Source organism: Janthinobacterium fluminis, assembly GCF_028595325.1.
GTDB lineage: Bacteria > Pseudomonadota > Gammaproteobacteria > Burkholderiales > Burkholderiaceae_D > Janthinobacterium > Janthinobacterium fluminis.
This window is the reverse complement of record NZ_JAQQXR010000018.1, coordinates 1-12,659: the sequence shown is the minus strand read 5'-3', so window position 1 is coordinate 12,659 and position 12,659 is coordinate 1. Positions and strand designations below refer to the sequence as shown.

The window sequence follows — 12,659 nt, the reverse complement described above, 5'->3', positions numbered from 1 at the left end:
GCGCAGCCCGCGCGTTGCTTCAGGTAAAATCGCCGTATGAGAATCCTTATCAGTAACGACGACGGCTACCTGGCCCCCGGCATCGCCGCGCTGGCCGACGCGCTCGCCGCCATCGCCGACATTGTCGTGGTGGCGCCCGACAGCAACCGCTCCGGGGCGTCCAATTCGCTGTCGCTGGACCGGCCGCTGTCGGTGCAGCGCGCCGCCAACGGTTTCTATTTCGTCAACGGTACGCCGACCGACTGCGTCCACGTGGCGCTGACGGGCATGCTGATCGAGCGCCCCGACCTGGTCGTTTCCGGCATCAACAACGGCCCGAACATGGGCGACGACACGCTCTATTCGGGCACGGTGGCGGCGGCCACCGAGGGCTATCTGTTCGGCATCCCGGCGATCGCCTTTTCCCAGGGCGCCTACGGCTGGAGCCACATCGACGCGGCCGCGCGGGTGGCCCGCGACATCGTGCAGCGCCGCTTCGACGCGCTGGCGCAGCCCTACCTGCTCAACGTCAACATCCCGAACCTGCCCTATGAGCAACTGGGCCGCGTCGCCGCCACGCGGCTGGGGCGGCGCCACTCGGCCGAGCCGGTGATCAAGGCGCTGGACCCGCGCGGGCGGGAGATTTTCTGGATCGGCCCGCCGGGCGCCACCCGCGACGCCGGCGAGGGCACGGATTTCCACGCCGTCGCCCAGGGCCAGGTGTCGATTACGCCGCTGCAGGTCGACCTGACCCACAAAACCCAACTCGCGGCATTGGCAAAAGGCCTGGCATGAGCGATAAACAGCGCAACTTCCCCTTGTCCCTGGCGTCGGTGGTCGACAAATCGGTGAAGAAGCCGTCGGCGTTTTCGCCGGCCCGGGTGGCCACGCCGCAGACGGCGACGCAGAACGCCGCCCGCAGCGCGGCCCAGCACACGGCGCCGGAGGCGCGCCCCGGCGCGTCGCCGTCGCGCGCCCACGGCTACGCAATGGAGCGGGGCCAGCCGGCCGCCGCGCTGGCCGCGCCGCGGCAGAACCCGCTGGTGTCCGAGGCCGTGCGCCGCGCCATGGTGGCGCGGGTGGCGAAGCAGGGCGTCAAGGACGCGCTGGTGCTGGGCGCGCTGGAAACCGTGCCGCGGCATCTGTTCATGGAGGAGGCGCTGGCTTCGCAGGCGTATATCGACGCCTCGCTGCCGATCGGCCACCACCAGACCATTTCCCAGCCGTATATCGTCGCGCGCATGATCGAGCTGATGCGCAACGGCGGCGCGTTGCAGCGCGTGCTGGAGATCGGCACCGGCTGCGGCTACCAGGCGGCCGTGCTGGCGCTGCTGGCCAAGGAAGTGTATTCGATCGAGCGCATCAAGCCCCTGCACGAGCTGGCCAAGGCGAATTTGCGGCCCCTGCGCGTGGCGAATCTACGCTTGCACTACGGAGATGGTATGCTAGGCCTGCCGCAGGCGGCGCCTTTCGACGGCATCATCCTTGCCGCGGCCGGTCTGGAAGTGCCACAAGCCCTGCTGGAACAACTCACCATAGGCGGACGCCTGGTGGCCCCGGTGGGCGCCCGTTTGCAGCATCTGCAACTGATTTCCCGCGTCGCTAAACAGGAATGGATCAGCGAAACGCTGGAGGATTGCCATTTCGTGCCCTTGCGTCAAGGAACCGTGTGATGCTTGCTGAGAAACAATGCCGGATGTACAGAATTCACCCACATTATGAGAATGATTAAACAAAGCCATTTCGCCGCACTGACTATTTCCCTGGGCCTGTTGAGCGCCTGCAGCAGCACCGCCAACCGCGCGCCCGTCGTCGACCGCACCTCGGTCGAGGCGACCAAGGGTGTCATCGACGACAGCAAGGAGCGCGACCCGGCGCTGTACACGGTCAAGAAGGGCGACACCTTGATCCGCATCGCTCTCGAATACGGCCAGAATTACCGCGACCTGGTCGTGTGGAACAATTTGTCGAATCCGAACGACATCAAGGTCGACCAGGTGCTGCGCGTGCAGCCGCCCGAGGGCGGCGCGGCCGACTCGGGCGCGCAAACGGTGGCCGTCGTCATGCCGCCGGCCGAAACCCGCCCGGCACCGACGCCGCCGGTGCCGAAGAAGACCGGCCCGCGCGGCGACAAGCGCACCTATTCCGACGCCGCGCTGGCCGAATTGCAGCGCGCCGACGGCGCGCCGGCGCCGGCACCGGCGCCGGCCCGGCCGGAGCGCGTCGTCAGCACGCCGGCGGCCCCGGCGGCGGCCGCCGCCGCGTCGGCGGCCAGCGCCGACGATGAGAAGCTGAGCTGGATGTGGCCGTCCGAAGGGCGCGTCATCGCCACTTTCGACGAAGGCAAGAACAAGGGCATCGACATCGCCGGCCGCGCCGGCCAGCATGTGATGGCGGCCGGCGCCGGAAAAGTCATGTACGCTGGCAGTGGCATCCGTGGTTATGGTAATCTCGTCATTGTGAAACACAGTAATAGTTTGTTGTCGGCCTACGCGCACAACCGCAGCATCGCTGTGAAAGAGGGACAGAGCGTGAACAAGGGCCAGATGATCGCCGAAATGGGCGATTCCGACGCCGACGCCGTCAAGCTGCACTTTGAAATCAGGCAGCAAGGCAAGCCGGTCGATCCTTCGAAGTTCCTGCCCAACCGGTAGATACTGCAATGACACACATGCCGCCCGACCACCTGGAAGATGATACGGCGCCGGAGGAGTTCCCGGACGAGGCCATGGACGAGATGGTCGCCGATTCCGGCGAGGCGGTGGACGAGGACGGCGTGGTCGGCAGCGTGGACGGCGGCAGCGCCGTCCTCGAAAGTGTCGACGAACTGAAGAAGGTGCTGGCGGCCGAGCTGTCGACCGACACCACCCAGCACTACCTGAACCAGATCGGCACGCGCGCGCTGCTGAGCGCGCCGCAGGAGGTGCATTACGCGACTCTGGCCAAGCAGGGCAATTTCGAGGCCCGCCAGACGATGATCGAGCACAATCTGCGCCTCGTCGTCTCGATCGCCAAGCACTACATCAACCGCGGCGTCGTCCTGCTCGACATGATAGAGGAGGGCAACATCGGCCTGATGCGGGCGATCGACAAGTTCGAGCCCGAGCGCGGCTTCCGCTTCTCCACCTACGCGACGTGGTGGATACGCCAGAGCATCGAGCGGGCCATCATGAACCAGGCGCGCACGGTGCGCCTGCCGGTGCACATGGTGCGCGAGCTGAACCAGATACTGCGCGGCAAATACCACCTGGAAGCCCAGCACCACAACGGCAAGGACGCCACCGCCGAAGACATCGCCCACCTGGTCGGCCGCTCCGTCGAGGAGGTGCAGGACATCCTGGCCCTGTCCGAGCACGCCACCTCGCTCGACGCGCCGCTCGACAACGACCCGCAGTCCTCGCTGATGGACATGCTGCCCGGCGACGCCGACGCCAGCCCCGACGCGCGCGCCGAGCACCACGAAATGACGGTGCTGGTGCGCGACTGGCTCAGCAAGCTGCCGGACAAGCAGCGCATCGTCATCATGCGCCGTTTCGGCCTCGACAACGACGACCCGGCCACGCTGGAAACGTTGGCCGAGGAAATGGGCGTCACCCGCGAGCGCGTGCGCCAGATCCAGCAGGAAGCGCTGATCAAGCTGAAACGCGCGATGGCGGCCCGCGGCGTCGTCCGCGACTCGCTGCTGTAGGGCGGCGGGACGGCGTCCCAGCCGCCCCGCCGCACCCTGGCCGGCCGCCAGCTTTTTGCTTGCCGCAAAGCCGCATCTGCTATCATACGCCCCGCTCGCGGCGACGGCATCGTGCCTCCCCCTGCCGCTGTCGGGCCGCCCGGCCCACTTTTACCTATTGATCGCTATGCAAGAAAATATCATCGAAATCGAATCGCTCGACATGGACGCCCGTGGCGTCGGCCATTTGCACAACGAAGACGGCACGCCGGGCAAGGTGGTATTTGTCGAGGGCGCCTTGCCGGGCGAGCGCGTCAGCTTTGTCACCTTCAAGAAAAAGAAAAACTGGGAAGCGGCGCGCATGACCGAGCTGCACCGCGAATCGTCGCTGCGGGTCAAGCCGAAATGCGTGCATTTCGACATCTGCGGCGGCTGCTCGATGCAACACTTGGAGCCGTCGGCCCAGGTCGCCATCAAACAGCGCGTACTGGAAGACAACCTGTGGCACATCGGCAAGGTGCGGCCGGATACCGTGATGCGTCCGATGTACGGCCCGACCTGGGGCTACCGCTACCGCGCGCGCCTGTCGGTGCGCCACGTGAAAAAGAAAGACACGGTGCTGGTCGGCTTCCATGAAAAGAAATCCGCCTTCGTCGCCGACATGAGCAGCTGCGAAATTTTGCCGCCGCACGTGTCGGCGATGCTGCTGCCGCTGCGCGGCCTGATTGGCTCGCTGTCGATTTTCGAGCAGATGCCGCAGATCGAACTGGCCGTCGGCGAAGTGACGACGGCGATGGTGTTGCGCATCATGGCGCCGTTGACGGCCGACGACGAAGTCAAGCTCAAGGCTTTCGCCGACGAGTGGGACGTGCAGTGGTGGTTGCAGGTGAAGGGGCCGGAAACGGCCGTGCCTTTCTACCCCTTGGACAAGGAGCTGTATTACCTGCTGCCGGAATTCGGCGTCAAGATGCCGTTCAAGCCCGTCGACTTTACCCAGGTCAACCACCACATCAACCGCGTGCTGGTGGCCAAGGCCCTGCGCCTGCTGGCCGTGGAGCCGCAAGACCGCGTCGCCGACCTGTTCTGCGGCCTGGGTAACTTCACCTTGCCGCTGGCCACCCAGGGCAGCGAAGTCGTCGGCATCGAAGGCAGCACCACGCTGACCGAACGTGCCTTGGAAAACGCCCGGGCGAACGGCCTGTCGGCCAAGACCTCGTTCTCGACCCGCAACCTGTTTGAAGTCACGACCGAGGACTTGATCGCCCTGGGCAAGTTCGACCGCATGCTGGTTGACCCGCCGCGCGACGGCGCCATGGCCCTGTGCCAGGCGCTGGCGGGCCTGCGCCTGGCCCGCCCCGACATGCTGCCCAAGCGTATCGTCTACGTCTCGTGCAGTCCGTCGACGCTGGCGCGCGACGCCGGCATCCTGGTATTGGAAGCCGGCTACGTGCTCAAGCAGGCAGGCGTGGTCAATATGTTCCCGCACACCTCGCACGTCGAATCGATGGCGGTGTTCGAGTTGGCGTAAGGCCGGCCTTGGCCGGGCGGCCGCGCAGGCCGCCCGCGCCCTGCGCGGCTTGAAAACCTGCTAATACCACTTCAAATCCGCTAAGAAATTGGTATGTTTTTTGTCAATTTTTGATTTTCATGCGCGCAGGCCACTGCGTGCCATCTGCCTTTCTCCCTCCTTCAGTTTTTGTCCCGATTTGCCCCTGCGGAAACTAGCCAGGCTGCAAGCTTTACGTGACGCGAGCATCATGTTCGCTGGATTTTCTTGCCTTCTCATCCATAGTTTTTCTTCCGAACACGTTTGTTTCTGAGCTGGTATTACAGGTTTTGATGCCACTTTAAAACCACTTGACTGCCCATTTTTTCAGCAGCATGCTCGACTTCGGTAAGACGTAGTTATGGAAGGAATGGACAGACATCACTTTCAATTTGGAAGTAACCCGCGCAGTCGGGCTTCCACAAAACCTATGGAGGAGACACAGTGGAAAATCACATCTTAAAAAATGCGATCAGGAATATGGTGCTTTGCATCTCAAGCGGCGGCATTCTGGCCGCTTGCGGTGGTGGCGGAGGCACGGACGCCCCGGTCAGCCAGGCGAAAACGCTGGCGGCGACAGTGGCATCCTGCCCACCCTGGCAGGATGGTGGAACCTACACTGCCGGCACCGTGGTCAGTTACCTCGGTTCGAATTACACGGCCTTGGTAACGCAAACGGATCATCTCGGTGCGGGTTGGAATCCGGTGGCGGCGCCTAGCCTGTGGGGTGCCGGCGGCACCTGCGACACGCCGACGCCAACCCCGACGCCGACACCAACCCCGACACCGACACCGACACCAACCCCGACGCCGACCCCGACGCCAACTCCAACCCCGACGCCAACGCCGACCCCGACGCCAACGCCAACGCCGACCCCGACCCCGACGCCAACGCCAACGCCAACGCCAGCCGGCAGGGAAGTGGGTTCCTATTTCGCGCAGTGGGGCGTGTATGGGCGCGACTATGAAGTGGCCAACGTCCACAGCAGCGGCGTGGCCGACAAGCTGACCTTCATCAACTACGCCTTCGGCAATATCTACGCGAAAAACGGCGGCTATGAATGCGGCATGATCACCAAGACCGAGACGGGCGCGAGCAATCCGAATTCGCCGGATGCGGGCACAGGCGGCGACGCCGAGGCCGATTACATCCGCACGCCGAAGCGCACCGTCGACGGCCAGGCCATTCCGTGGGATGCTCCACTGTCGGGCAACTTCCTGCAGTTGAAAAAACTGAAGGCGCTGCATCCTAAACTGAAAATCATCATTTCCCTGGGCGGCTGGAGCTGGTCGAAGAATTTCTCGGCGGGTTCGGCAACGGACGCCCTGCGCAAGCAAATGGTAAGTTCCTGCATCAATATCTACCTGAAGGGGAATTTGCCGGTGCAGGGCGGACGTGGCGGCGCGGGCGTGGCCAAGGGCATCTTCGACGGTATCGATGTCGACTGGGAGTACCCGGTCGGCGGCGGCCAGCCGTACAACACCGTCAATCCGGCCGACAAGCACAACTTCACCTTGTTGATGGCCGAATTCCGCGCGCAGCTCGATGCACTGGGGGCGGCGGAGAACAAGCGCTACCTGTTGACGGCCGCCGTCGGTGCCGGCAAGGACAAGATCGACAACACCGAGCCGGCCTTGTACTCGCAGTACATGGATTGGATCAACCTCATGACCTACGACTTCCATGGTGCGTGGGACAAGACGACGAACTTCAACGCGCATCTGTACGCCGATCCGGCCGACATCTCGGTGGGCGTGGCGCGTGAGTACGTCGCCGACCGGGCGATCCAGTACATGATCAACGCCGGCGTGCCGCGCAATAAGTTGCTGCTGGGTATACCGTTCTACGGCCGTGGCTGGACCGGCGTGCCGCCCGGCCCGAACGGCGACGGCTTGTACCAGACCGGCACCGCCGGCGCTGCCGGCACCTATGAAGTCGGCTTCGAGGACTACAAGGTGCTGGTGAACAAGACCGGGACGCGCTACTATCACCCGGTGACCAAGCAACTGTACCTGTACACCGGCGCGGGCGGCCAGTGGTGGAGTTACGACGACGCCACCGTCATCGCCACCAAGGTCCAGTACGTCAAAGACCAGGGCTTGCGCGGCGCCTTCTCGTGGGAGCTGGACGGTGACGCCAACGGCGCCCTGGCCACCGAGGTCTGGAAGGTGCATTAAGCATTGAACGCCAGGTGAGGGCGGCGGGCATGGCGATCATGCCCGCCGCTTTTTCAATGTCGAGGAGGAGACAATATGTACCGTCTGCGCGCGGCGCCAAGTGCGCCGCCAAATGAGTTGAGCCATGAATGGCGACGCTGGATCGCCGAGAATCTGATACTGGGCAGCCATCCGGCCGGCCTGATGCCTGTTTTACTGCAGGCCGGCATCGCCGAGGGCGACGCCCTCGCCGAGATTGAGCAGGCGCTGCGCAGCCCCTATATCGAGGGCGCCGTGCGGCTGAAGAGCCGGCTGGCCAAGCGCGACTGGGTGATCGACATCTATCGCAAGCTGAACCGTCTGGGCGAGCCGCGGATCGAGCGCCGCCACCGCCTGTCGACCGAGCAATTCCTGTCCGACTATTACCGCCGCAACGAGCCGGTCATCATCACCGGCATGATGGACGACTGGCCGGCGATGGCGAAATGGAATCTCGACTATTTCAAGGAAGGCTATGCCGGCCGCGAAGTCGAGGTGCAGTTCGGCCGCGACGCCGACCAGGACTATGAAATGAACAGCATCGCCCACAAGCGCAAGATGGCTTTCGGCGACTACGTCGACCTGGTGCGCCAAGCCGGCCACACCAACGATTTTTACATGACGGCCAATAACGACTCGCTGAACCGGCAGGCGCTGACGGAGCTGTGGGATGACATCGGGCAACTGCCGGAGTATCTGAAGCGGGAGGCGCAGCCGCGCGGCTTCTTCTGGCTCGGGCCGGCCGGCACCGTCACGCCCTTCCACCATGACCTGACCAACAACTTCATGGCCCAGGTGCTCGGGCGCAAACGCCTGCGCATCATCCCGGCCTGCGAAGTGAGTCGGATGTACAACCAGCGCCACTGCTTCACCCCGCTGGACGGGCGCAATATCGACTTGCAGCGCTTTCCGCTGGCGGCCGACGTGCAAGTGCTGGAGTGCGTGCTGGAGCCGGGCGAAATCCTCTTCCTGCCCGTGGGGTGCTGGCATTTCGTCGAGGGCCTGGACGTGTCGGCGACGGTCGCCTTCACGAACTTTCGTTGGGACAACGACTTCTACAGCAATTACCCAAGCAAGCACGATTTTTGACGGGGCGCCCCGATTCTGTGGGCGAAAAAAAAGCCGACGGGGTCGGCTTTTTTGGGAGGGGCAGGGCGCTTAGTCGCGGCTGCCGCCGCCGATGCCCAGCAGCGAAAGCAGGCTGGTGAAGATGTTGTAGACGTCGAGGTAGATGCTCAGCGTGGCGGAAATGTAGTTCGTTTCGCCGCCGTTGATGATCTGCTGCACGTCGTACAGGATGTAGGCCGAGAAGATGCCGATTGCCATCACCGAGATCACGATCGACAGCGCCGACATGCCCAGGAAGATGTTGGCGACGGAGGCCAGCAACAGCACGATGACGCCGGCGAACAGCCATTTGCCCATCTGCGAGAAATCGCGCTTGGAGACGGTGGCGATCGAAGCCATCACGGCCAGGATCGTCGCCGTGCCGCCGAACGCGGTCATGATCAGCATGCCGCCGTTCGCGTAACCCAGCGTGCGCGTCAGGATGGGGGTCAGCATCAGGCCCATGAAGAAGGTGAAGCCCAGCAGCACCGCCACGCCCAGGCCGGAGTTCTTGGTTTTTTCAATCGCGTAGATGAAGCCGAATGCCACCGCCATGAACAGAATCATGCCCATGCCGCCGCGCAGCATAGGCAGGTGCATCTGCACGCCGATGAAGGCGCCCAGCACGGTCGGAATCATCGACAGCGCCAGCAGCCAGTAGGTGTTGCGCAGTACGCGATGGCGCACTTGCTGCATGCCGCCGCTTAGGTCGTAGGTGCGTTGGATATTTTGGTTCATAATGCCTCCGAGTCATTGGATCAGTTTACTGCATGCTCCAAGCATAGCACGCTCGCCGCTTTTCACAAAAAATCTAGCTTAAGAATCAATTAAACCCGGTTTTTGGCCCCCTTGCGGCCTGCGAATGCGGCTGTTTATCGGTTGGTGGGGGTGTTGTATGGTAAAATCAAAGGTTGATTGAGTTATCAATTTCTTGTTTTAAACCTTTCTTTTTATTGGAGTTTTCACAAATGGCAATCGAACGCACCCTGTCGATCATCAAACCAGACGCAGTCGCTAAAAACGTGATCGGTCAAATCTACAGCCGCTTCGAAGGCGCTGGCCTGAAGATCGTCGCCGCCCGCATGACCCAGCTGTCGCGCGAAGAAGCTGAAGGCTTCTACGCAGCGCACAAAGAGCGCGGCTTCTTCAAGGACCTGGTTGACTTCATGGTTTCCGGCCCTGTCATGATCCAGGCCCTGGAAGGCGAAAACGCCGTTCTGGCCCACCGCGACCTGATGGGCGCAACCGATCCGAAGAAAGCAGAAAAAGGCACGATCCGCGCCGATTTCGCTGAATCGATCGATGCCAACGCCGTGCACGGTTCCGACGCCGTCGACGCCGCTAAAGTGGAAATCGCTTACTTCTTCCCAGGCTTCGCAGCCTAAGTTGCACCCGGTTTGACTGAAGTACCCCGTTTCCGCCGCGCCGCGCGCGCGGAAACGGATTTTTAGAATTGTTTTGAAAAAGATTATGAACGCTGCCCTCACCAACTTGCTGGACCTCGATCCCGCGCAACTCATCGCCTACTGCGCCGAGTTGGGAGAGAAACCGTTCCGCGCCAAACAGTTGCAGCGCTGGATACACCAATTCGGCGCCAGCGAGTTCGACGCCATGACCGACCTGGCCAAGTCGCTGCGCGACAAGCTGGCCACCCGCGCCGAAGTGCGCGCGCCGGCCATCATCAGCGACCACACCTCGTCCGACGGCACGCGCAAGTGGCTCGTCGACGTGGGCCAGGGCAACGCCGTGGAAACCGTGTTCATTCCGGAGGAAAACCGCGGCACGCTGTGCATTTCGACCCAGGCCGGCTGCGCCGTCAATTGCCGTTTCTGCTCGACCGGCAAGCAGGGCTTCAACCGCAACCTGAGCGTCGGCGAGATCATCGGCCAGTTGTGGATGGCCGAGTTTGAGCTGCGCCGGACCAAGGGCATCGAGCCGGGTCCGAAGGGCGAGCGGCAGATCACCAACGTGGTGATGATGGGCATGGGCGAGCCCCTGCTGAACTTCGAGCCCACCGTCACGGCGCTCAAGCTGATGCTCGACGATAACGCCTACGGCCTGTCGCGCCGCCGCGTGACCCTGTCGACCTCGGGCGTGGTGCCGATGATGGACAAGCTGTCGCAGGAAGTGCCGGTGGCGCTGGCCGTGTCGCTGCACGCCTCGAACGACAAGCTGCGCGACAGTCTGATTCCGCTGAACAAAAAATATCCGCTGGCCGAGCTGATGGCCGCCTGCCGGCGCTACCTGGAGTTCGCGCCGCGCGACTTCATCACATTCGAGTATTGCATGCTCGACAACGTCAACGACAGCGACGAGCACGCCCGCGAACTGGTGGCGCTGGTGCAAGACCGCCAATTCGGCGTGTCCTGCAAGTTCAACCTGATTCCCTTCAATCCATTCGCGGAATCGGGCCTGTTCCGCTCGAAAAATCCGCGCATCAAGGCGTTCGCGCAGATCCTGATGGACGCCGGCATCGTCACGACGGTGCGCAAGACCCGCGGCGACGACATCGACGCCGCCTGCGGCCAGCTGGCCGGTGAGGTCAAGGACCGCACGCGGGTGCAGGAGCGCATGGAGAAAATGGCCGAGTACCAGGAAAAATTCGGCGCCAACTTCGGCAAGATCGTGGAGATCCGTTCCTGATGCGGCGCCTCGCTCACCGTTGCTCACTGGCGCTGGCCGGCTGCTGCCTGGCCTGGCTGCTGGGCGGCTGTGCGGCGGGCGCGGTGGGGGCGGGCCAGAGCGGCAAGGCCGAGCTGGCGACCGCGTCGGACCAGTCGGCGGCGCAAAAGCGCGCGGCGATCCGCCTGCAACTGGCGGTCGGCTATTACGAGCAGGGCCAGCTGGAAGTGGCCCTCGACGAAATCAAGCAGGCCCTACAGGCCGAGCCGGACCTGGCCGACGCCTACGGCGTGCGCGCCCTCATCTACATGGGCATGGGCCAGACCGGCCTGGCCGAGGATAATTTCCTGCGGGCGTTGAAACTGGCGCCGCAGCAGGCTGACCTGAGCAATAATTACGGCTATTTCCTGTGCCAGAACGGCCGCGCCGCCGAGGCTTTCGCGCACTTCGACGCGGCGCTGCGCAATCCGGCCTATGCGACGCCGGGCCAGGCTTACAACAACGCCGGCGCGTGCAGCCTGAAGAGCCGCGACAACGCCGGCGCCGAGCGCTATCTGCTGCTGGCCCTGAAGGCCACGCCGGATGCGCCGGCGACCAACGCCAACCTGGCGCGGGTCTATTACGAACGGCGCGACTACGCGCGCGCCGGATTGTTCATTGCCCGGCTGACGAAGCTGGCGAAATTAGAGAGTCTGACGGCCGACGTGCTGTGGCTCGGGATCAAGGTGCAGCATCATCTCGGTGATGCGGGCGCGGAAGCCAGCATGGTGACGCAGTTGCGCCGCCATCATTCCGCCTCGCCCGAATATGCTGCTTATCAACGTGGGGCGTTTGATGAGTGAGACAGGGATACCAATGAATTCAGAGTGGGCACAACAGCCGCAGTCCCAGGGCAACCTGGAGGCGCCCGGAGCACAATTGAAGGCGCAGCGCGAAGCGATGGGCTGGAGCGTGGAAAACGTCGCCGACCTGCTGAAGCTGGCACCGCGCCAGGTCAGCGCGCTGGAAGAGGGCGATTTCGCCGCCTTGCCGAACCTGGCCGTGGTGCGCGGCTTCGTGCGCGCCTACGCGAAGGTGGTCAAGCTGGACGCCGCGCCGCTGGTGGCGATGATTGAGGTCAATCCCGAGCCGAGCGCCGAAGCGGCGCCGCCGCGGCGGGAAATTTCCGCCTCGTTCTCCGAGGCGCGCTTTCCGTCGCTGACGCAGCGCTCCTCGACCAAGCCGGCCGTGTGGATCGTCGCGGCCGTCGTCGCGGCCGTCGCCGCCGCGCTGGTCGCCTACAAGCTCGGCTATGTGTCGCCGGCCATGTTCGCCGCCGCCGACAAGGAAGCCGCGCCGGCCGCCGCCAGCGCGCCGGCCGCGTCCGCCGCCGTGGCCTCGGTCGAAACCACGCTGATCAAGCCGGGCCAGGAACTGGCGCCGCTGCAATCGCCTTCGGTGCCGCTCATTTCCGTGCCGGCAGCGGCGGGCGCCGCCGCACCGGCCGCGCCGGCGCCCGCCGAGGCGGCGCCGCCCGCCATCGCGCCGGCCCCGGCCCCGGCC

Annotated in this window: 12 protein-coding genes and 1 pseudogene; 12 read left to right on the top strand and 1 reads right to left on the bottom strand. The window is 64.0% G+C overall.

The features are described from left to right. Window positions 1-36 precede the first annotated feature (36 nt). From surE to OIK44_RS24560, 8 genes and pseudogenes are all read left to right on the top strand, one after another. On the top strand, window positions 37-774 hold the full coding sequence (gene surE / locus OIK44_RS24590) for a 5'/3'-nucleotidase SurE (RefSeq protein ID WP_273674760.1): 738 nt from the start codon (window positions 37-39) through the stop codon (window positions 772-774). Next, entirely contained in the window at window positions 771-1,652 is an 882-nt protein-coding gene (locus OIK44_RS24585) for a protein-L-isoaspartate(D-aspartate) O-methyltransferase (protein WP_273674759.1), read from the top strand. Before surE ends, OIK44_RS24585 begins: the two co-directional genes overlap by 4 nt. Before the next feature lie 51 nt (window positions 1,653-1,703). Beyond that, window positions 1,704-2,633, top strand: a complete 930-nt coding sequence (locus OIK44_RS24580; protein WP_273674804.1) for a peptidoglycan DD-metalloendopeptidase family protein — start codon at window positions 1,704-1,706, stop codon at window positions 2,631-2,633. Window positions 2,634-2,641: 8 nt separating this feature from the next. Continuing rightward, on the top strand, window positions 2,642-3,667 hold the full coding sequence (rpoS, locus tag OIK44_RS24575; protein WP_273674757.1) for an RNA polymerase sigma factor RpoS: 1,026 nt from the start codon (window positions 2,642-2,644) through the stop codon (window positions 3,665-3,667). 166 nt (window positions 3,668-3,833) lie between these two features. Then, on the top strand, window positions 3,834-5,174 hold the full coding sequence (gene rlmD / locus OIK44_RS24570; RefSeq protein ID WP_273674755.1) for a 23S rRNA (uracil(1939)-C(5))-methyltransferase RlmD: 1,341 nt from the start codon (window positions 3,834-3,836) through the stop codon (window positions 5,172-5,174). A gap of 498 nt (window positions 5,175-5,672) precedes the next feature. Then, window positions 5,673-5,906: pseudogene (locus OIK44_RS25660) on the top strand (carbohydrate-binding protein); the annotation flags it as partial. 207 nt (window positions 5,907-6,113) lie between these two features. Further along, a complete protein-coding gene (locus OIK44_RS24565) occupies window positions 6,114-7,370 on the top strand; it encodes a glycoside hydrolase family 18 protein (protein WP_273674753.1) in 1,257 nt (418 codons plus the stop codon). A gap of 75 nt (window positions 7,371-7,445) precedes the next feature. Continuing rightward, window positions 7,446-8,477 (top strand): cupin-like domain-containing protein, encoded by a 1,032-nt coding sequence (locus OIK44_RS24560; RefSeq protein WP_273674751.1) that lies wholly within the window; start codon window positions 7,446-7,448, stop codon window positions 8,475-8,477. Window positions 8,478-8,546: 69 nt separating this feature from the next. On the opposite strand, the gene OIK44_RS24555 is transcribed toward OIK44_RS24560, so the two are convergent. Next, window positions 8,547-9,233 (bottom strand): Bax inhibitor-1/YccA family protein, encoded by a 687-nt coding sequence (locus OIK44_RS24555; protein WP_273674749.1) that lies wholly within the window; start codon window positions 9,231-9,233, stop codon window positions 8,547-8,549. Window positions 9,234-9,463: 230 nt separating this feature from the next. Here OIK44_RS24555 and ndk point away from each other — a divergent pair, with 230 nt between their 5' ends. The 4 genes from ndk to OIK44_RS24535 form a co-directional block, all read left to right on the top strand. Beyond that, window positions 9,464-9,880, top strand: coding sequence for a nucleoside-diphosphate kinase (ndk, locus tag OIK44_RS24550; protein ID WP_273674747.1), 417 nt, complete (start codon window positions 9,464-9,466; stop codon window positions 9,878-9,880). Window positions 9,881-9,965: 85 nt separating this feature from the next. Next, a complete protein-coding gene (rlmN, locus tag OIK44_RS24545; protein WP_273674745.1) occupies window positions 9,966-11,138 on the top strand; it encodes a dual-specificity RNA methyltransferase RlmN in 1,173 nt (390 codons plus the stop codon). Then, window positions 11,138-11,959: a type IV pilus biogenesis/stability protein PilW gene (pilW, locus tag OIK44_RS24540; protein WP_273674744.1), complete on the top strand. Its 822-nt coding sequence runs from the start codon at window positions 11,138-11,140 to the stop codon at window positions 11,957-11,959. The genes rlmN and pilW overlap by 1 nt, the downstream gene beginning before the upstream one ends. 13 nt (window positions 11,960-11,972) lie before the next feature. Then, on the top strand, window positions 11,973-12,659 hold a 687-nt coding region (locus OIK44_RS24535; protein ID WP_273674742.1), incomplete at its 3' end, for a helix-turn-helix domain-containing protein.

Excerpts from the sequence above, each read along its gene's own strand:
- OIK44_RS24560 (WP_273674751.1), top strand. The coding sequence starts at position 7,446 with ATGTACCGTCTGCGCGCGGCGCCAAGTGCGCCGCCAAATGAGTTGAGC.
- OIK44_RS24580 (WP_273674804.1), top strand. The coding sequence starts at position 1,704 with ATGATTAAACAAAGCCATTTCGCCGCACTGACTATTTCCCTGGGCCTG.
- pilW (WP_273674744.1), top strand. The coding sequence starts at position 11,138 with ATGCGGCGCCTCGCTCACCGTTGCTCACTGGCGCTGGCCGGCTGCTGC.
- rlmN (WP_273674745.1), top strand. The coding sequence starts at position 9,966 with ATGAACGCTGCCCTCACCAACTTGCTGGACCTCGATCCCGCGCAACTC.
- OIK44_RS24585 (WP_273674759.1), top strand. The coding sequence starts at position 771 with ATGAGCGATAAACAGCGCAACTTCCCCTTGTCCCTGGCGTCGGTGGTC.
- surE (WP_273674760.1), top strand. The coding sequence starts at position 37 with ATGAGAATCCTTATCAGTAACGACGACGGCTACCTGGCCCCCGGCATC.
- ndk (WP_273674747.1), top strand. The coding sequence starts at position 9,464 with ATGGCAATCGAACGCACCCTGTCGATCATCAAACCAGACGCAGTCGCT.
- rpoS (WP_273674757.1), top strand. The coding sequence starts at position 2,642 with ATGACACACATGCCGCCCGACCACCTGGAAGATGATACGGCGCCGGAG.
- rlmD (WP_273674755.1), top strand. The coding sequence starts at position 3,834 with ATGCAAGAAAATATCATCGAAATCGAATCGCTCGACATGGACGCCCGT.
- OIK44_RS24555 (WP_273674749.1), bottom strand. The coding sequence starts at position 9,233 with ATGAACCAAAATATCCAACGCACCTACGACCTAAGCGGCGGCATGCAG.